An 18,366-nucleotide genomic window follows, 5' to 3' on the forward strand; every position below is an offset into this window, starting at 1 on the left:
ATTAGAAACGATTTTGCCGCCGCGTGTAGCTAGTCTGCTCGCGGCGCAATTACAGGTAGGGTAGAGCTGGTGCTTTCCAGCACAAGCGGCGTGCCGCCAAAAGGCTCACCATCAATCTGGACGGCAGCAGAGCGGTAAGACTCAATATAGGCCTGCTCTGCCTTGATAATCTCGACATCCGGCGCGCTGTGGAAACGGCGCAGCCATAGGCGTAGCAACAGGCTGCATAAGAAGCCGAGGTTGTCTTTCTTGATCAAGACAAGATGATAACCGCGCTCAAAAACCGATCCCTCAGGTGTAATCAGGTTCTTGCCAGCGTAGTACTTGCCTTTAATGGCAAGAACCATAGCGCAGTCGTGGCTAGAGTTATTGACACGAACGCGGAACTGGCTGGAACGGCGGGTTAAACCCAGATGGATCGCTTTGATAAAGAACGCAAACTTGCCAAGCTGACGTTTCAGCCGATAGGGCAGAACATGCACCACTTCAGCGTCAAACCCTGCGGAGGCGCAAGTATAAAACGGCCTGCCATTCGCGAGGGAATGGGTCAGCTTTCTAACGCTTTTCTTGAGGATGAGTTCTGCCAGTTTTTCCGGTTCTTTCGGCAGCCCGATTTCAGCGGCGAGGACGTTGGCAGTACCGAAGGGGAGGATAGCAAGAGCGGGTTTTAAAGAGCGCTCTTGCAACGCTTGGGCGGCCTCGTTCACCGATCCATCACCACCTGCAATAACAACAACGTCGGCGGTGAGTTCTGAAGAGGCGCAGGTGTCAGCTATTTCGCCAACACGGCGGGTGAGCTTGACTTCCACCTCCACATCATTGCGTTCGAGTTCTTTTACAAATCGCTTGATGTCATCGGGGCGGAAATGGCTGGCAGTGGGGTTTGCCAGCACAAAAACTTTTAGTGCAGCAGATCGTTGGGTCGCCGTATCAGAAAGAACGGCAGACTGTACGGTGCTATCCATCGTTCGGCAGAGGCTCTTTTTTATTGGGCTGGAAGGGCTTCATTCCGCGGCGAGCCAACTCATCGGCGCGCTCGTTTTCTTCGTGTCCAGCGTGGCCCTTCACCCAATGCCATGCTACATCATGGCGCTTGGCTGCCTCATCAAGGGCTTGCCAAAGATCGGCATTCTTTACCGGCGAGTTGGAAGCTGTGCGCCAACCCTTCCGTTTCCAGTTATGCATCCACTGGGTAATGCCGTTTTTCACGTAGGTACTGTCGGTATAGATATCGAGCGATACTCTGCGGGTCAGCGCCTCAAGAGCGTTGATTGCAGCGGTCAGTTCCATCCGGTTATTGGTGGTTTCCTGCTCGCCGCCGCATAGTTCTTTCTCATGCTCGCCATAACGCAGCAGAACACCCCAGCCACCCGGGCCCGGGTTACCGGAGCACGCTCCGTCCGTCCATGCCTGCACGCGTTTTTCATCGCTCATCGATCAAGACCGTATGCTGTTGCGCTCGTTACCCCGCGATGGAACCGCAATTTTGCAAGATACTCAAGCGGGTTTTTCGGCGTAACCAATGCGCCTTCAGGAACGCTTAGCCAGTCATAAAGGCGGGTGAGCAAGAAGCGCAGGGCAGCGCCGCGGCAAAGCAGAGGCAGTGCATCAAACTCTTCCTGAGAGAACGGACGTACACTCTGGTAGCCGTTCAACAGGGCGCGGGCCTTGGTAACGTTGAACGCACCATCATCTTCAAAGCACCACGCGTTCAGGCAGATAGCCACATCGTAGGCAAAGAAGTCGTTGCACGCGAAATAGAAGTCGATCAGACCGGAAAGCTTTTCACCAAGGAAGAACACGTTGTCCGGGAAGAGGTCTGCATGGATCACGCCCGCAGGCAGCTCATGCGGCCAAGTCGCCTCCAACTCGTCCAGCTCTTCGCGCAGGTTCTCATAGAGACCGGCTTTAACTTCGTGAGCGCGTTCGCGGCTTGCTTCCAGAAGTGGGGACCAGCCATCAACGGAAAGGCTGTTCTTACGCTTAATGGCAAAGTCAGCGCCAGCCAGATGCATGCGTGCAAGGCCCTTACCCAATTCAGTGCAATGGGTCAGCTTTGGTCTACGCACAGACATACCGTCCAAGAACGTAACCATCGCAGCAGGACGGCCAGCAAGCTCGCCAAGCATCTCGCCATTGTCAGCGATAAGTGGAGTAGGGCAGTTAAGACCAGAGGCAGCCAAATGTTGCATCAACCCGAGGAAGAACGGCAGTTCTGCAGGGTTCACGCGCTTTTCATAGAGTGTGAGAATGAAGTTGCCAGCTTCTGTGTGAACGAAGAAGTTGGAGTTCTCAACACCCTCGGCAATGCCTTTGTAAGAAAGCAACTTGCCAATGTCATAGCGTTCAACGAAAGCGGAAAGCTCGTCGTCGGAAACCTCGGTATATACGGCCATTATTTACTCTGCAGCGCTGGTAGCGGTTCTAAGCTCGCGGGGAAGATTGAAGGCGATGTCTTCGTGGGCTGTTCTAACGGTTTCGAGGGTCACATCAAAACGCAACCGGAAAGCGTCAACAACTTCTTCGACAAGAACTTCTGGCGCAGACGCACCAGCTGTAATGCCAAGCGTTGTGATGCCTGAAAGCTCATCCCAGTTCAGCTCACTTGCACGTTGGATCAAGAACGCTTTGGATGCGCCCGAACGCAGTGCAACTTCACGAAGGCGCTTGGAGTTGGAGGAGTTCGGAGCACCTACTACAACGACTGCCTCACACTTAGGGGCAATCGCTTTAACAGCTTCCTGACGGTTCGTCGTCGCATAGCAGATATCGTCCTTATGCGGCGCGACAATATCAGGGAAGCGTTCAGTCAGCTCCGCAACAATTGCCTTTGTGTCGTCGACAGATAGGGTTGTCTGCGAAATCCATGCAAGCGTCTTGTCGCTTTTTGGCGTGTAGGTGCGTGCATCCTCGACAGTCTCGATCAGGTTCACAGTGCCTTCTGGCAACTGGCCCATGGTGCCAACCACTTCAGGGTGACCTGCGTGACCAATAAGGAGGATCTCGCGGCCGCGCTTTTCATGCAGAATTGCTTCCTTATGAACTTTGGAGACCAGCGGGCAAGTCGCATCCAGATAGAACAAATTGCGCTGTGTTGCAGCTTCAGGAACGGATTTCGGTACGCCGTGGGCAGAGAAGATCACCGGACGGTCATCGGACAGGATTTCGTCCAACTCTTCCACAAACACAGCCCCTTTGGCGCGCAGCGAATCTACAACGTACTTATTGTGTACGATTTCATGGCGCACATAGACAGGCGCACCGTATTTTTCGAGCGCCAGCTCTACGATTTGAATGGCGCGATCAACACCGGCACAAAAGCCGCGCGGCGCAGCAATGTAGATTTTCAAAGGTTCCATAGAACAGTCAGACCTGCCTTCATATCCAAACATCGTCTTTAGATGCCTATTGAAAGGTTAGGAGCCTGCCTGTCAAGTTGACACTACGTTTTTGATTGGTGCTAGGTCGTTGTGGGAGGAAGGGTAGCAGACGGTCCACCACTAAAACGCCCCACGTCAACTCAATGGGGCCGCTTGGCTCGCCAACGACCTATGACCTTGCTATAACAGCGCAAACTCAAGGAAACCAATGAGATTCGTATGGTGGGTAACCGTAGCTTGGAGATGCTCCTTTCCTCTATGAAAAATGGAGCGGTAATTTTGGCAGTAACTCTGCCTATCGCAGCTTGTGGTTCTGTGTCTTCTTTGATGGGCTCAGATGATGCCGAGTTGGAAACAACGGCGCAGCCACAGCAGGCAACCCCTGAACTTGCTGCTGTTGCCAAGCAGGCGACCAGCGGTCCAGCGGGCGTTCCAATCTCCTGCCCAGCTGTTGAGCAGCTACCGGATACCAACCTGGTAACCAAGTACACACGCCGCGGGCAGGATGACCCTGCCGAGCTTCTTTATCAGGCAAACACCACCAACTCTTCTGCTTCTTGTGTGACTGCTGCAAACGGTATTTCCATGAATATCGGCGTTGCAGGTCGCATTACGCCGGGTCCAAAGTGGAATGGTGGAGAAGCTTTCTTGCCGATCCGTATTGCCGTGGTTCCGCGTGATGGCGATAACCCAAAACCTATTTCATCCAAACTGGTTACAGTGCCTGTGACTTTGGGTGAGGGCTCCCCAAGTGCCGCTTGGGCAGTTGTTGAGGAAGGCATAGTTATACCCAATGATCGTCGCGTAAAGGTTTTATTTGGATTCGACGACAAGTAAAAAAACGGGTAATTAGGGCAAGATTCATCCGGTGAACCATCTACGTGGTTCTATGGAATAAAGAAGGGTCGGGGTTTATGTTGTACCCCAACCCTTTGTAGCCTTACGTGGCTGCAAGCCCGAATATGGCACGGGAGAGAACGTCGCCAATAGGTGATGTCGCCGAAGGAGCAACCGCCCCGGAAACTCTCAGGCAAAAGGACCGTGTCGTATCACAGCACTCTGGAAAGAAGCGGCTGCATTGAGCTGGCCGCTCACCGAAGGAGTAACCGCCTAACCGGACAGACCGGTTGAAAGGGCGGGAATCTCTCAGGTTCTCAGGACAGAGGGGGCGCGATCATCTCTTTCAGGGAAGAGATGTGAGGATTCGCGCACCAACTCCGGGAGGACCACATGGCTGATACCGCCGCCACTGATCTGGCAAAAACCCCACTTTACGATCTTCACGTCGAGCTTGGCGCCCGTATGGTGCCGTTTGCGGGCTACTCCATGCCGGTTCAATACAAAGACGGCATCATGAAAGAGCATCTGCACACTCGTGAAGCTGCTGGCCTGTTTGACGTATCCCACATGGGGCAGGCGGCTCTTATCGGCCCTGACCATGAAACAACCGCTGCATTCCTTGAAAGCCTCGTTCCATCGAACATGAAGGAACTGAAGCCGGGTAAGCAGCGCTACACCGTTCTTCTCAACGCTGAGGGCGGCGTGATTGATGACCTTATGGTCTCCCGTCCGGCAAACCCAGCTCAAGATGGCACCCTGTTCCTCGTTGTAAACGCAGCTCGCAAAGACGTGGACTATGAGGTTATCCGTGGCGCACTGCCGGAAGGTATCGCACTGGAAACCTATGAGGACCGTGCACTGCTTGCGCTACAAGGGCCGAAGGCGGCAGAAGTGCTTGCTGCCCACGCGCCGGAGTGCGCAGAGATGGGCTTTATGTCTGCCCAGCCGCTTGAGTTTGACGGCATTACCATCCACGCATCCCGTTCCGGTTACACCGGAGAAGACGGCTACGAGCTTTCCGTACCCGCTGGCGCTGCCGATGCAATTGCTCGTGCATTGCTTGCAGATGAACGTGTGAAGCCGATCGGTCTTGGCGCACGCGATAGCCTTCGCCTTGAAGCGGGCCTGTGCCTCTATGGTCACGACATGGACGAGAGCAACTCGCCGGTTGAAGCCAACATCACCTTCTGCATGCAAAAGCGTCGCCGTGAAGCTGGAGACTTTCCGGGCGGTGCGCGAGTGCTGAAGGAGCTGGCTGAGGGGCCATCCAAAATTCGCATTGGTTTGAAACTTGAAGGCCGCGCACCTGCCCGCGAAGGTGCGCAGATTTGCCTGCCGGGTGAAGCAACGCCAATTGGTGTGGTGACCTCAGGCGGTTTTGCGCCGACCATGCAGGCGCCAATCGCTATGGGCTATGTGCCGCTGGATTACAGCAAGACAGGCACCCAGCTTTCCATCGTGGTACGCGGCAAAGAATTGCCTGCGGTTGTCGCTGACATGCCATTTGTAGAGCAGCGCTACTATCGCAAGCCGAAATAATTCCAAAATTTTGCAGGATCCAAGAGGGGATAGATCATGACTACTTATTTCACCAAGGACCACGAATGGTTGAAAGTCGAGGGTGACGTCGCAACTGTTGGCATTACCGAATACGCGCAGTCCCAGCTAGGCGACGTTGTATTCGTAGAGCTGCCAGAAACCGGCAAAGCCTTGGCGCAGGGCGATGAAGCCGCTGTTGTGGAATCCGTGAAAGCGGCAAGTGAAGTATACGCTCCTGTAGACGGTGAAATCGTTGACGGTAACGCTGACCTTGAAGGTGAGCCAGCAAAGGTCAACGAAGACCCTGAAAACAGCGCATGGTTCTTCAAAATGAAGCTCTCCAACGCTGGTCAGCTGGAAGAGCTGATGAACGAAGCGGACTACAAAGCCTACGTTGAGAGCCTCTAAGGCCCTTTTTTGACGAAGTTAATCCGCCGCGCAGCGACCTTGCGGCGGCGGATCGCCCCAAGCCCAAGACACCGGAGAAGTGAACATGCGGTATCTTCCGCTTTCAAATAACGACCGGGCCGACATGCTGGGACGCGTTGGCGTTGATAGCATTGACGCTCTGTTTGCCGATATTCCTGCAAATATGCAGATCGAGGACCTTGAAAACCTGCCACGTCGCAAAAGCGAAATGGAAGTGGAACGCGTCCTCTCTCGTATGGCGTCCAAAAACGTATCTGCCAGCTCAGTTCCATTTTTCGTTGGGGCCGGTGCTTATAAGCATCACGTACCAGCAACAGTTGATCACCTGATCCAGCGTTCTGAATTTCTGACCAGCTACACCCCGTATCAGCCAGAAATTACGCAAGGCACCTTGCAGGCGTTGTTCGAGTTCCAGACGCAGGTAGCTAACCTGACTGGCATGGAAGTCGCCAATGCCTCCATGTATGACGGCTCTACCGGTGCTGCGGAAGCTGTGCTTATGGCGCACCGCATTACCAAGAAGAAAAAGGCTGTCCTTTCCGGTGGTCTACACCCGCAGTATCGTGAGGTGATTGAAGGCATTACGCATCAGTTGCCGGGTGGCTCTGTCGTCTCCATGCCTGCTGATCCAATGGGCACTGAGGATATTCTGGCGCAGATTGACGATGAAACGTCTTGCGTTGTTGTTCAGTCGCCTTCCTTCTACGGTCAGCTTATTGATCTGAAGCCGATTGCAGACAAAGCGCATGAACACAAAGCGCTGTTGATCGCTGTGTTCACCGAAGTGATCTCCCTTGGTCTTGTAGAAAGTCCGGGTGCTCAGGGCGCTGATATCGTCGTTGGTGAAGGCCAGTCTCTTGGCAATCCGTTGACATTCGGCGGCCCTTACGTCGGCCTATTCGCTACCCGTCAGAAGTACGTCCGCAACATGCCGGGCCGTGTGTGCGGTGAGACGAAGGATGCGGAAGGCAAGCGTGGCTTCGTACTAACGCTCTCCACCCGTGAGCAGCACATCCGCCGTGATAAAGCTACCTCCAACATCTGCACCAACTCCGGTTTGTGCTGTCTGGCGTTCTCCATTCACATGACCTTGCTGGGCGAGACAGGCTTGAAAAAGCTGGCGCGTATCAACCACACAAACGCAATCAAACTGGCTGACATGCTGGCGGGTATTGAAGGCGTGGAAGTGCTGAACGACAGCTTCTTCAACGAGTTCACCATCCGCGTTCCCGCAAATGCTGACGATGTGATCGAAGCATTGGCTGTAAACGGCGTCCTTGGCGGCCTTCCGGTTTCTCGTCTGGAGCCGGGTAAAGACGGCGTTCAAGACTTGATCGTTGTCGCGGCAACTGAGGTCAACACAGATGAAGACCGCGCGGCATTTGTAAGCGCGCTCAAGGAGGTGCTGGCATGAGCATGAACACGCAAGGGCGTCCAACCTCTGCGGGCGAAGCAGCAGCAACCGCCCACAAAACCTTCACCGGCAATAAAGCGCTGGATATGGAAGAGCCGCTGATCTTCGAGATTGGCCGCACTGACATTTGTGGTGTTGATCTGGACGAGGTCGAAGACTTCCAGCCGCGTCTTGGCAAGCATGAGCGTAAGAGCGAAATCGGCCTCGTCGGACTTTCCGAGCCAGAGACCATGCGCCACTATGTGCGCCTGTCCCGTAACAACTATGCAATTGATGCTGGCCTTTATCCGCTAGGCTCCTGCACCATGAAGCATAACCCGCGCCTCAATGAGAAGATGGCGCGTCTGCCGGGCTTTGGTGATATTCACCCACTTCAGCCGATCTCCACGACAGCTGGTGCTTTCGAGCTTATCGACGAGCTTGCTCGCTGGCTGATGGAAACCACAGGCACAAGCGCTGTTGCCATGAGCCCGAAAGCGGGTGCGCATGGTGAACAGTGTGGCATGATGGCGATTAAGAAGGCACTGGAAGCACGTGGTGAGCCGCGCTCTATCGTATTGGTTCCAGAAAGTGCGCACGGCACCAACCCTGCAACCGCAGCGCTTCTTGGCTACAAGGTAGTTGCAATTCCTGCCCGTGAAGACGGTACAGTGGACGTATCTGCTGTTCAGGAAAAGCTGGACCTCTACAAGGGTGAAGTTGCGGCATTGATGCTGACAAACCCGAACACCTGCGGCCTCTTCGAGCCTCAGGTTGTTGAGATTGCAAAAGCGATCCATGACGCTGGCGCTTACTTCTACTGTGATGGTGCTAACTTCAACGCTATCGTCGGTAAGGCCCGTCCGGGTGATCTTGGCATCGATGCCATGCACATCAACCTGCACAAAACCTTCTCCACCCCACACGGTGGCGGTGGCCCAGGTTCCGGTCCGGTTGTGCTTTCTGATCGCTTGGCACCTTTCGCGCCGCTGCCATTCATTCGTAAGAATGGCAGTGAGCTGGAAGTGATCGAAACCCGCGATCAGCTTGTAGAGGGTGAAGATCCGTTCGGCCGCATGACGGCGTTCCACGGTCAGATGGGCATGTTCGTTCGTGCGCTCAGCTACATGCTCTCACACGGCAGCGATGGCCTTAAGCAGGCATCGGAAGACGCGGTTCTCAACGCGAACTATGTCCGCGTCGGCCTTCAGGACCTCATGACGCTGCCGTACGGCGAAAAGCCATGCATGCACGAAGTTCTGTTCGACGACACCTTCCTTGATGGAACGGGGGTAACCACACTCGACTTCGCAAAGGCGATGATCGACGAGGGCTACCACCCGATGACTATGTACTTCCCGCTGGTGGTGCATGGTGCGATGTTGATCGAGCCGACAGAGTCGGAAAGCCGCGCGTCGCTCGATCTGTTCGTTGCAACTCTGCGTGATCTGGTTATGAGTGCCAAGAGCGGTGAAACCGAGCGCTTTGCTGGTGCTCCGTATCATGCTCCGCGTCGCCGTCTGGATGAAACCAGTGCCGCACGTAAGCCGATCCTGAAATGGACACCACCTGCACCTGCGCAAGTGGAGCCACTGGTTCCAGCAGAATAGGACGCTGAAGCGTAACTACAAAAGCCTCCGCTGGTAAAACTGCGGGGGCTTTTTTGTTTCCAAGCGAAACAGAAGTTTATTGGCTATGGTCGCTATGAAATGGCAGGGTGCCAGAGCAAAAAGGGAGGCATCTATGGCGTACGAACTGGTGATTTGGGATTGCGACGGCTGTTTGATCGACAGCGAGTACATTGCCTGTAAGTTGGACGCCGAGATTTATACAGAAGCTGGCTATCCCATTACGACTGATGAAGTATGCGAGCGCTTTATCGGAGTGCGTGAGGAAGATGTCTTCGCGATCATCAAGCAGGAAATAAACCGAGACCTGCGAGAGCATCCTGCATTCGACAACTATGCTTCCCGCCTGAACGATGTCTTTACTCGGGAGCTAAAGCCCATTGAAGGCGTGAAGCAGGTTCTGGCACAACTTGATGTACCCGTTTGCATCGCGTCAGGAAGCTCGCCGGAGCGCCTACAAATGTCTCTCGGCGTTACCGGACTGCTGGATCATTTCGAGGGTAAAATCTATTCTGCAGTGGAAGTGGAGAAGGGTAAACCTGCACCTGATATCTTCCTCTATGCGGCCTCCAAAATGGGTGTAGCACCGGAAAAGTGTCTGGTGATTGAGGATAGTCCAGCGGGCATTCAGGGCGCTAAAGCTGCGGGCATGGATGTCTTCGGTTTTACCGGAGCAAGCCACATTTCACCGCGTGTCATCGACATGATCGAGCAGGGAAAGCCAAAGAAAATTTTCTCTCATATGGGTCAAATAATTGATTTAATGAAATAAAATGAAATGAGTTGGGTGAGGGTTGTCCCGTATATTTAAGTCGCTTGACATTCGCTTTCTTTTTCCGGCATACACTGAGCCCATGAGCAAGAACCTGAACATCACCAGTTTTGTATATTATTACGTGGCGCACATATCGGCGGCACGTGTTTCAGTATGCTCTTAAAAGATTTTTAGAGAAACGAACAAAAAGCCGCCGCTCAGGCGGCTTTGTTCTTTCTAGCTCCTGATGCGGCGGCGGGAGTAAAAAGATGAACCAGACCGTCGTAAACACCACCAACGCGTTCCGTCCTAAATCCGAAGCTCTGCAGCTTCTGATTGATCGCGGCTTCATGCACCAAACCACCGACCTTGAGGCGCTGGACGCCAAAATGGTGGAAGGTCCAATCACAGCATACGCTGGTTTTGATGCCACTGCAGACAGTCTGCACGTAGGCCATCTGCTGCCGCTAATGGCAATGCGCTGGATGCAGAAGCTCGGCCATAAACCGATCCTTCTCGTCGGCGGTGGCACCACCCGTATTGGTGACCCGAGCTTCAGAACCGAGAGCCGTCCGATGCTGGACGATACACAGATTGCTCACAACCTTGCAGGCATCAGCAAAACCGTAGAGCGCCTCTTTGACCTTTCCGAAGGCGAGGGCCGTATCGTCAACAACGCCGAATGGCTGGATGAATTCCGCTTTCTTGAGTTCCTGCGCGACTTCGGTAGCAATTTTACCGTTAACCGTATGCTGACCTTTGATAGTGTGCGCTCCCGTTTGGAAGCCCAGCAGCCACTGACCGTGCTAGAGTTCTGCTACATGATGCTTCAGGCGGTTGACTTCGTTGAGCTGTCCAAGCGCTTCGACTGTTCGCTCCAGATCGGCGGATCTGACCAGTGGGGCAACATCGTCAACGGTGTAGACCTTGGTCGCCGTGCTGGTAAACAGCTGTTCGGCCTCACACTCCCACTGCTCACCACCGCAGGTGGCAGTAAAATGGGTAAGACCGCACAAGGCGCTGTCTGGCTTAACTCTGACCGTCTGACGGTCTTCGGCTTCTGGCAGTTCTGGCGCAATACCGCAGACGCTGACGTTGCCCGCTTCATGAAGCTGTTTACCGATCTTCCGCTGTCCGAGATTAATCGTCTTGCGGAATTGAAGGGAGCCGAGATGAACGAAGCCAAGAAAATTCTCGCAACGCAGGTTACCGGCATTGTGCACGGTCTCGATGCTGCCCAATCTGCGATGGAGCAGGGTGAAGCGCTGTTCGCTGGCAATGTGGAAAGCAGCGAGCCAACCCACGTTATGCCACTCGCCCGTTTGGCAACACGTATCGGCCTGCTGGAGTTGATGGTTGATACCGGCTTTGCAAACAGCAACAGCGAAGCGCGCCGGTTGGTACGCTCTGGCGCAGTGCGTATCAACAATACGCTAGTGATGGAAGAAGACCGTGCGATTTCCGAAGGCGATATCAGCGCTGGTGATCGCCTCGTTATTGCCGTTGGTAAACGCCGTAAGGCTTTGATCGCCTTTAAGTAATTAGTGATTATGCAAAAAAATACCCCGCTCCAAGGAGCGGGGTAGTCAGGGTCAGGAAATAGGCCGCAGTTAACGCGGCATATTCGATCGGATGATGGAGCGCAGGCAGTCCACTGGTTCCAGTGCCTTTCCGCGCTTTACATGCCAATAGGTCCAGCCGTTACAGGCTTGCTGTCCTTGCACCAAAGCACCGACCTTATGGATCGAGCCCGAGTGCTCACCGCAGATCAAAGAGCCATCAGCGCGAACGGTTGCTTTGTACTTACCGTTCGCATCCTGTAGCTCGGCTCCCGGCTTAAGCAGGCCTGCTTCAAGCAAATTGCCAAACGGAACACGAGGCAGGGCGCGTTTGCCCTGTGTCATTTGCAGGTCGTCATCGTTTGCAGGGGTTACCCGATCAATGCGCTCGGAAGCGGCTTTGATGTAGGTGTCTTCCCGCTCGATGCCCACAAAGTGACGGCCAAGCTTTTTGGCAACGGCACCGGTGGTTCCGGTTCCAAAAAATGGATCAAGAATGACATCGCCCTTGTTGGACGTAGACAAAAGCACGCGGTAAAGCAGGCTTTCCGGCTTCTGGGTCGGGTGGACCTTGTCGCCGTTGTCGTCCTTCAAACGCTCATGGCCGGTGCACAAAGGCAATACCCAGTCAGAGCGCATCTGAAGGTCGTCGTTAAACGTCTTCATGGCGTCATAATTGAAGGTTGGCTTGGATTCACGAGAAGGCGTGGCCCAGATAAGGGTCTCATGCGCATTCGTAAAACGTTTGCCGCGGAAGTTAGGCATCGGATTGGTCTTAAGCCACACAACATCGTTATTGATCCAGTAGCCGAGATCCTGAAGGATCGCGCCAACACGGAAGATGTTGTGATAGGAGCCAATCACCCAGATGGAACCATTCGGTTTCAAGACACGGCGCACAGCAGTTAGCCAAGCACGTGTAAACGCATCATAGGCTTCAAAGCTGGCGAACTGGTCCCAGTGATCGTCACAGGCATCCACTTTGGAATGATCTGGACGATGCAGGTCCCCACCGAGCTGCAGATTGTACGGCGGGTCCGCAAATACCAAGTCTACGGAGTTTGCAGGTAGCTTGTTCAACGCAGCTACGCAATCACCCTTGATAATTGTGTCAAGCCATTGAGGCTTAGTGAAAATGTGGGGTGCCACAGCGGACACCCCGTTACGCTGTACTCTCATTGCGACGCATTACCTCACGCAAATTCGAGGCTTATGGTTACCGGATATGGTAAATTGAATGTTAATGGCGTGAAGGTTTTATTCTTTTAGAATCAATAGTTTATTTACGCACTGTGAAATTTAAACCAATGTTAACGGCAATTAATATTTGCCCCAAGGTTTCCCTTGGTCAGTCATTGACAGAGGGTTAACCGGATTGGTGAGTGGGTAAGAATTGTAAAAAGAAAAAATTTTCGCCGGACTCTGCAAAGCGCGAAATTGTAAATATCAACAGCGGTGAAATTAATAGGATGCCGCATGGTCACAAAAACGAAGCACCTTTTCCTTATATGGCGAGACTACCGGAAAATGTTGCGTGAGCCGCTTCGCCAGAGCGCTGAATACAATCACAGCTGGTGAAAACTTTTGCGATACGTGTAAATATTTCCACTTATTGAGTGTGCTCTCTTGACCTTCCGGTAAAGCCCTGTCAAAGAATAGGGGACACGAATAAGGAGTTTATTTCAGTGTCGACTATATCCGGTAGCGACGTTCTCGCAGATTTTTCCGAAATTTTAACACCAGAGCCAGTTGCCGTGGCCAGCTTTACTGACGCCACCGCCGCAACGGACTATCTCATTTATCTTTTTGAGCGTAACACCAAGTTTCTCCGCAAGGCTTTTAAGAAGGCAAGTGCAGGTGAGGGGCCAGCGGGCCGCGTTCGCGCATTCTATCCAGAAATGAGGATGGAGCTTTCAAGCCACTCCCGAGCAGACAGCCGCCTTTCCTATGGCTTTGTCGCCGGACCTGGCCGATATGCAACCACTGTTACGCGCCCGGACCTGTTCCGCGGTTACCTCATTCACCAGATCGAACAGTTGCTGCGCAATCACGGCGGAACTGTAGAGGTGGGTGAAAGCACGACACCAATTCCACTGCACTTTGCGTTCTATCATGGTGCCCATGTAGAAGGCGCGTTCGCAGATAGTCCTGAACGACCACTGCGCGACATCTTTGATGTGCCAGATTTGGCCGTAATGGATGATGCGATCGCCAATGGCACCTATGAGGCAGGGGACGGACCAGAGCCGCTGGCACCGTTTACCGCGCCGCGCGTTGATTACTCGTTACACCGCTTGCAGCACTACACCGCGACTGCTCCGGAGCATTTCCAGAACTTCGTTCTCTTTACCAACTATCAGTTCTATATCGACGGCTTTGCCCAGATGGCAAAGGAGTTGATGGCTGATCCATCAAGCGGTTACACAGCCTATGTGGAGCCGGGCAATCTGATCACCAACGCTGGTGAAACCGCGCCGAGTGAAGGTGTGGCACCACCACGGTTGCCTCAGATGCCTGCCTATCACCTGAAACGGGCTGATAACAGCGGCATCACCATGGTCAACATTGGTGTGGGCCCATCTAACGCCAAGACGATCACAGACCACATTGCGGTCCTACGCCCGCACGCATGGTTGATGCTTGGTCACTGCGCTGGCTTGCGCAACAGTCAGCAGCTGGGTGACTATGTTCTGGCCCATGGCTATGTGCGTGAAGATAAAGTGCTTGACGCAGACCTGCCAACATGGGTTCCAATTCCACCGCTTGCGGAGGTGCAGGTAGCACTTGAGGAAGCGGTAGAAGAAGTGACTGGCTATAAGGGCTATGACCTGAAACGCGTTATGCGTACCGGCACAGTAGCATCGATTGATAACCGTAACTGGGAGCTACGTGATCACCGTGAGCCAGTACAGCGGTTCTCCCAATCCCGTGCAATCGCCTTGGATATGGAATCTGCCACCATTGCGGCAAATGGTTTCCGCTTCCGTGTGCCTTACGGAACACTGCTTTGCGTCTCTGATAAGCCATTGCACGGTGAGTTGAAGCTGCCGGGTATGGCGACCGATTTTTATCGCCGTCAGGTGGCTCAGCATTTGGAAATCGGCATAAAGACAATGGAAGCTCTAAGGTCTATGCCTTTGGAAAGCCTCCATTCCCGCAAGCTCCGCAGCTTCGCGGAAACAGCCTTCCAGTAGTATTGTCAGTTGCTTTCGTGAAGCTGTTCAGTTTCACGAAAGCGATCCATGCCTAAACAGCACTGTAGAAACTTTTATCTTGCTGGTAGGCTTTGGTGTTCATTGCGGCTTTTCCGGCAAGTTATGGTGCCGGATAGGAGGATGCAATGGACCGACGCACGTTCATTAAAGGCGCAAGCTTTGCTGCCGGAACAGGTATTGCAACGAGCGCGCTCGCCAAGCCGTTTATTGCAAAAGGCATCCTCGAACTGCGCATGGTCACATGCTGGCCAAAGGACTTTCCTGGTTTAGGCGAAGGCGCTCAGCGTATTGCGGATCGCATCTTCCAAAACTCCGGCGGCAGAATTCTCATTAAGGTCTATGGCGCAGGCCAACTCGTTCCGGCGCAAGAAAGCTTTGATGCTGTTGCCGGTGGCTCTGCAGACCTCTACCACGGCGCGGACTACTACTGGCACGATAAGCACAAAGCCTACAACTACTTCGCCTCCGTTCCTTTCGGCATGACAGCAGATGAATTCAACGCATGGGTTCGTTTTGGTGGCGGTCAGCAGTTGTGGGATGAGCTAGGTGTAGCTTACGGCGTCAAGCACATGATGGCAGGCAACACCGGACAGCAACTCGCAGGTTGGTTTACCCGTCCAATTAATTCTGCTCAGGACCTTATCGGTCTGCGTATGCGCATTCCCGGAATTTCTGGCGAAGTACTGCGTCGTTTGGGTGGTAGTGCAGTAACCATTGCAGCAGATGAACTTGCCCTTGCTATGAAGACAGGCGGTCTCGACGCAGCTGAATGGATAGGCCCATGGTCAGATATGCGCCTTGGCCTGCATAAGGTGGCTAAGTACTGCTATTATCCGGGCTTTCACGAGCCGGGCTCGGCGCGCTCCCTCGGCATTAATCTGTCTCTTTGGGAAGGGCTTTCCAAGGAAGATCGAGCCATCATCCAAGGCGCCGCTGATGCAGAAAATGACGTCATGCTTGGCCAGTTCAATTGGCACAACGCACAGGCTCTTTCTCAGCTCGCCAAGTATAGCGGCGTCACTATGATGGAGATGCCGCAGGATGTTATGGATGCCTTCTCTGTAATGGCGCGGGAGGTCCTCCTCGACATCTCATCCGAAAGTGAGCTCTCCCGCCGTATTCACATGAGCTACTTCGCTGCGCGCGATAATATGGAGCGCTGGAGCGCAACCAGCTACCTGCCATATATGGCGGCGCGAATGAAGGCGAACAGCTAACAGCTAGGCGCGGCAGCCAATCTCAACGGCTTTCCTCATCACAGTTGGCAGCGCTTCTCCGGAAATCTCGGAGGGGCTCGACCACCAATGATCTTCCGGTGTCTCAAAGTCTTGGGCAACACTTGCGGTGTAGACACTCATTTCCAGATGGAAATGGGTAAACGTATGCCGCACCAATTCATCCCTTAGATCCCAGTCGAGAGTAAAAGGGGCCAACTGCAAATCATCAAGCGGGGCGTCAACGCTCCAAGGTGTGGTGAGGGGTTCACTCATACCTGCAAGCAGACCCTTGTCTGGACGCTTGCGCAGCAGTACCGCACCATCACTGCGCACCACCAAGAAGGCCATCCCGCGCCTTAAAGGTTTTTCCTTCTTGGGTGCCTTTCTTGGAAGGGTTTCAGCGATGCCAAGCTTTCGCCCTTCGCATACATCCATCCATGGACAGATGAGGCAGTTAGGGCTACGCGGCGTACAAACGGTTGCGCCAAGGTCCATGATGGCTTGCGCAAAATCGCCCGGGTGCTCATCGGGCGTTAGTTCGCCCATCAACTCCTTAACTTCTTTCTTCAGCGCGGGCAGGGGTGTCTCTATAGCGAAGCGACGGCTGAGAACGCGCTCCACGTTGCCATCGACAACTGCTGCGTGGCGTCCAAAAGCAATGGCGGAGATGGCTGCTGCGGTGTAAGCGCCAATACCGGGAAGCTTCAGAAGGCGTGCTTCTTCCTCGGGAAATCGCCCATTATGGTTAAGTTGGACAGTTTTTGCACATTTGAACAGGTTGCGCGCGCGGGAATAGTACCCCAAACCGGCCCATGCCTTCAGCACATCCTCTTCCTCAGCGCTTGCGAGGTCGGAAAGATCTGGCCAGTTTTGGGTGAAGTGTTCAAAGTATTTTTTGACAGCTGCAACGGTAGTTTGCTGCAACATGATCTCTGACATCCAGACATGGTAAGGGTTTGCTTTTAAACCGTTTTCCCTGTCACAAGGGCGAACGCGCCACGGCAGGTCGCGTGCATTTAATTTGTACCAGTCCAGTAGAATTCTGCTGTCAGATTTCACTTGTATATGCCCTGTCAAGTATGCTCCCCAAAAATCTATGGGATCCTTGGTATTTTAAGGTATCGCGGAAGTTATTCGTCGTTTAAAACTATAAATATCTAAAGGTCACATAAGCGCCGTATTTTTATGAGGTTGTGATAAGTGATGGTCAAAGCTGTGCAAAGACAAAGAGGAAAGCAATCCCAGCACCAACTCAGCGAGTTGGTTCGCTCCGCTATGCACCCTCTTGCCCGCAAAAGGGGCTTTGCTACTGCTGACCTTATCGGATCTTGGCCGGACCTTGTAGGTGAGCGCTACAAAGACAGCGTTCAGCCGGGTAAGTTGATTTGGCCTCGCCGTCAAGATGTTGACGGTATGTCTGTGCCGGAGCCTGCAACCCTTGTTGTTCACGCTGATGCCGCCTCCGCCTTGCTGTTCGCTCATGAACTACCGCAGCTCAGAGAACGCATCAATTCGTTTTTGGGTTGGAATGCCGTGGACCGTATCAAAATCGTCCAGCGTTATGCTCGCCCAAAGCCGAAAGTAGAACGCGCAAGGCCGCGTGCTTTGTCTTCGCAGGAACAGGCCACCATCAAAAACAAGGTGCAGAAGATTTCCAACCCGCGCTTGCAGGAAGCTCTTGAGCGCTTGGGTAAGGAAATTGCCTCCCGTTCTCCGGCAGCTTGAATTTCCCAGCAGTAGAAACAAAAAAGCGGCGCATATGACGCCGCTTTCTTCGTTATTGATGGCTTAGAACAAGGTCATGTCCCAGCGCTGTGTAGCCAAGCAGAAGGTCTGGGCGCTCCATCAGCAAAAAGGCGAGGCTGGTGTCGCTTTCGTCATGCAGTTCAATCGTGTCGCCATTGATCTGCCAGCCAACCGCCTTCGGCAATTCCTCGCTGGTGCAACCTGTTGCGGCCGCTTTGCCCTCTGGCCACATTAGGCCGTTGGCGCCTGCCGAGCTTGCAGTGCCCGCTGGCACTGTGCCTTTTTCAAAGCGGAGCCTGCAGTTACTGCTGCCGCCCCCTTCACTGACAACCCAGCTTCGACCGGTCAGTTCTTTCAATTCCACTGTACCAGTATAGACCTGTTGATTTGTCGACGCGGCCGCATCTGCATCACCTGCAGGCGTTTCAGCAGTCGTTCCCGCCTTGGTATCGACAAAATCTTCTTTCATTGAAGCTTGGCAGCCTGCAAGTGCAACGCCAAGTAGAGCAAGTAGTGTTAGCCGCAGCATGTTCCCCGGAATCGATTAGAATTTTAATGAATTAGATTATCTAATGGTTTATGACCTAGCGTGAAAAGAAATGGAAGCTTCCTCGCGCATAAACCATGAAAAAATCGCCGTTTTACAAAGTTTGAATGGCCACTTTA

At 53.5% G+C, this 18,366-nt stretch carries 17 protein-coding genes and 1 riboswitch; of the genes, 10 read left to right on the forward strand and 7 right to left on the reverse strand.

Annotated elements, in window-relative coordinates:
• Positions 1-29: 29 nt before the first annotated feature.
• Genes E1162_RS15555 through ispH form a run of 4 tightly spaced genes read right to left on the reverse strand, consistent with a single transcriptional unit; the run spans position 30 to position 3,359 of the window.
• Positions 30-965, reverse strand: a complete 936-nt coding sequence (locus E1162_RS15555) for a diacylglycerol/lipid kinase family protein (RefSeq protein WP_155132964.1) — start codon at positions 963-965, stop codon at positions 30-32.
• Positions 958-1,434: a ribonuclease HI gene (gene rnhA, locus E1162_RS15560; RefSeq protein ID WP_155132967.1), complete on the reverse strand. Its 477-nt coding sequence runs from the start codon at positions 1,432-1,434 to the stop codon at positions 958-960. The genes E1162_RS15555 and rnhA overlap by 8 nt, the downstream gene beginning before the upstream one ends.
• Positions 1,431-2,396, reverse strand: a complete 966-nt coding sequence (locus E1162_RS15565) for a homoserine kinase (RefSeq protein WP_155132970.1) — start codon at positions 2,394-2,396, stop codon at positions 1,431-1,433. The genes rnhA and E1162_RS15565 overlap by 4 nt, the downstream gene beginning before the upstream one ends.
• Positions 2,397-2,399: 3 nt before the next feature.
• Positions 2,400-3,359, reverse strand: coding sequence for a 4-hydroxy-3-methylbut-2-enyl diphosphate reductase (gene ispH / locus E1162_RS15570; RefSeq protein WP_257099045.1), 960 nt, complete (start codon positions 3,357-3,359; stop codon positions 2,400-2,402).
• A gap of 240 nt (positions 3,360-3,599) precedes the next feature.
• On the opposite strand from ispH, the gene E1162_RS15575 reads away from it, so the two are divergent.
• The 7 genes from E1162_RS15575 (at position 3,600) to tyrS (ending at position 11,504) form a co-directional block, all read left to right on the forward strand.
• A complete protein-coding gene (locus E1162_RS15575) occupies positions 3,600-4,217 on the forward strand; it encodes a hypothetical protein (RefSeq protein WP_155132976.1) in 618 nt (205 codons plus the stop codon).
• A 121-nt stretch (positions 4,218-4,338) separates the two neighbouring features.
• Positions 4,339-4,432: riboswitch (glycine riboswitch) on the forward strand.
• 178 nt (positions 4,433-4,610) lie between these two features.
• Positions 4,611-5,759: a glycine cleavage system aminomethyltransferase GcvT gene (gcvT, locus tag E1162_RS15580; protein ID WP_155132979.1), complete on the forward strand. Its 1,149-nt coding sequence runs from the start codon at positions 4,611-4,613 to the stop codon at positions 5,757-5,759.
• A gap of 36 nt (positions 5,760-5,795) precedes the next feature.
• Entirely contained in the window at positions 5,796-6,167 is a 372-nt protein-coding gene (gcvH, locus tag E1162_RS15585; RefSeq protein ID WP_155132982.1) for a glycine cleavage system protein GcvH, read from the forward strand.
• Positions 6,168-6,252: 85 nt separating this feature from the next.
• Positions 6,253-7,602, forward strand: a complete 1,350-nt coding sequence (gene gcvPA, locus E1162_RS15590) for an aminomethyl-transferring glycine dehydrogenase subunit GcvPA (protein ID WP_155132985.1) — start codon at positions 6,253-6,255, stop codon at positions 7,600-7,602.
• Complete coding sequence (gene gcvPB / locus E1162_RS15595; RefSeq protein WP_155132988.1) at positions 7,599-9,191, forward strand: aminomethyl-transferring glycine dehydrogenase subunit GcvPB; 1,593 nt, start codon at positions 7,599-7,601, stop codon at positions 9,189-9,191. The genes gcvPA and gcvPB overlap by 4 nt, the downstream gene beginning before the upstream one ends.
• A 133-nt stretch (positions 9,192-9,324) precedes the next feature.
• A complete protein-coding gene (locus E1162_RS15600; RefSeq protein WP_155132991.1) occupies positions 9,325-9,981 on the forward strand; it encodes an HAD family hydrolase in 657 nt (218 codons plus the stop codon).
• 251 nt (positions 9,982-10,232) lie between these two features.
• Positions 10,233-11,504, forward strand: a complete 1,272-nt coding sequence (tyrS, locus tag E1162_RS15605; RefSeq protein WP_155132994.1) for a tyrosine--tRNA ligase — start codon at positions 10,233-10,235, stop codon at positions 11,502-11,504.
• Between the two features lie 69 nt (positions 11,505-11,573).
• On the opposite strand, the gene E1162_RS15610 is transcribed toward tyrS, so the two are convergent.
• The gene (locus E1162_RS15610; RefSeq protein WP_155132997.1) at positions 11,574-12,701 is read right to left on the reverse strand and encodes a site-specific DNA-methyltransferase; all 1,128 of its coding nucleotides are present in this window, start codon (positions 12,699-12,701) and stop codon (positions 11,574-11,576) included.
• A gap of 506 nt (positions 12,702-13,207) precedes the next feature.
• On the opposite strand from E1162_RS15610, the gene E1162_RS15615 reads away from it, so the two are divergent.
• Together E1162_RS15615 and E1162_RS15620 are read left to right on the forward strand one after the other, a co-directional pair.
• Positions 13,208-14,716, forward strand: a complete 1,509-nt coding sequence (locus E1162_RS15615; RefSeq protein ID WP_371311977.1) for an AMP nucleosidase — start codon at positions 13,208-13,210, stop codon at positions 14,714-14,716.
• Between the two features lie 146 nt (positions 14,717-14,862).
• Complete coding sequence (locus E1162_RS15620) at positions 14,863-15,954, forward strand: TRAP transporter substrate-binding protein (protein ID WP_155133000.1); 1,092 nt, start codon at positions 14,863-14,865, stop codon at positions 15,952-15,954.
• Positions 15,955-15,957: 3 nt separating this feature from the next.
• Here E1162_RS15620 and mutY read toward each other — a convergent pair whose 3' ends face one another.
• On the reverse strand, positions 15,958-17,019 hold the full coding sequence (gene mutY, locus E1162_RS15625) for an A/G-specific adenine glycosylase (RefSeq protein WP_371311996.1): 1,062 nt from the start codon (positions 17,017-17,019) through the stop codon (positions 15,958-15,960).
• Positions 17,020-17,157: 138 nt separating this feature from the next.
• Here mutY and E1162_RS15630 point away from each other — a divergent pair, with 138 nt between their 5' ends.
• Entirely contained in the window at positions 17,158-17,679 is a 522-nt protein-coding gene (locus E1162_RS15630; RefSeq protein ID WP_155133770.1) for a DUF721 domain-containing protein, read from the forward strand.
• A 52-nt stretch (positions 17,680-17,731) separates the two neighbouring features.
• Here E1162_RS15630 and E1162_RS15635 read toward each other — a convergent pair whose 3' ends face one another.
• Positions 17,732-18,229: a hypothetical protein gene (locus E1162_RS15635; protein WP_155133005.1), complete on the reverse strand. Its 498-nt coding sequence runs from the start codon at positions 18,227-18,229 to the stop codon at positions 17,732-17,734.
• Positions 18,230-18,366: the final 137 nt, after the last annotated feature.

The sequence above is a fragment of the Pseudovibrio flavus genome (assembly GCF_009711345.1).
In the GTDB taxonomy this organism is placed as follows: domain Bacteria; phylum Pseudomonadota; class Alphaproteobacteria; order Rhizobiales; family Stappiaceae; genus Pseudovibrio; species Pseudovibrio flavus.

What these genes read in the sequence shown, in the direction of transcription:
- E1162_RS15555 (WP_155132964.1), bottom strand. Translation starts at nt 965, where the DNA reads ATGGATAGCACCGTACAGTCTGCCGTTCTTTCTGATACGGCGACCCAA.
- rnhA (WP_155132967.1), bottom strand. Translation starts at nt 1,434, where the DNA reads ATGAGCGATGAAAAACGCGTGCAGGCATGGACGGACGGAGCGTGCTCC.
- E1162_RS15565 (WP_155132970.1), bottom strand. Translation starts at nt 2,396, where the DNA reads ATGGCCGTATATACCGAGGTTTCCGACGACGAGCTTTCCGCTTTCGTT.
- ispH (WP_257099045.1), bottom strand. Translation starts at nt 3,359, where the DNA reads ATGGAACCTTTGAAAATCTACATTGCTGCGCCGCGCGGCTTTTGTGCC.
- E1162_RS15575 (WP_155132976.1), top strand. Translation starts at nt 3,600, where the DNA reads ATGGTGGGTAACCGTAGCTTGGAGATGCTCCTTTCCTCTATGAAAAAT.
- gcvT (WP_155132979.1), top strand. Translation starts at nt 4,611, where the DNA reads ATGGCTGATACCGCCGCCACTGATCTGGCAAAAACCCCACTTTACGAT.
- gcvH (WP_155132982.1), top strand. Translation starts at nt 5,796, where the DNA reads ATGACTACTTATTTCACCAAGGACCACGAATGGTTGAAAGTCGAGGGT.
- gcvPA (WP_155132985.1), top strand. Translation starts at nt 6,253, where the DNA reads ATGCGGTATCTTCCGCTTTCAAATAACGACCGGGCCGACATGCTGGGA.
- gcvPB (WP_155132988.1), top strand. Translation starts at nt 7,599, where the DNA reads ATGAGCATGAACACGCAAGGGCGTCCAACCTCTGCGGGCGAAGCAGCA.
- E1162_RS15600 (WP_155132991.1), top strand. Translation starts at nt 9,325, where the DNA reads ATGGCGTACGAACTGGTGATTTGGGATTGCGACGGCTGTTTGATCGAC.
- tyrS (WP_155132994.1), top strand. Translation starts at nt 10,233, where the DNA reads ATGAACCAGACCGTCGTAAACACCACCAACGCGTTCCGTCCTAAATCC.
- E1162_RS15610 (WP_155132997.1), bottom strand. Translation starts at nt 12,701, where the DNA reads ATGAGAGTACAGCGTAACGGGGTGTCCGCTGTGGCACCCCACATTTTC.
- E1162_RS15620 (WP_155133000.1), top strand. Translation starts at nt 14,863, where the DNA reads ATGGACCGACGCACGTTCATTAAAGGCGCAAGCTTTGCTGCCGGAACA.
- E1162_RS15630 (WP_155133770.1), top strand. Translation starts at nt 17,158, where the DNA reads ATGGTCAAAGCTGTGCAAAGACAAAGAGGAAAGCAATCCCAGCACCAA.
- E1162_RS15635 (WP_155133005.1), bottom strand. Translation starts at nt 18,229, where the DNA reads ATGCTGCGGCTAACACTACTTGCTCTACTTGGCGTTGCACTTGCAGGC.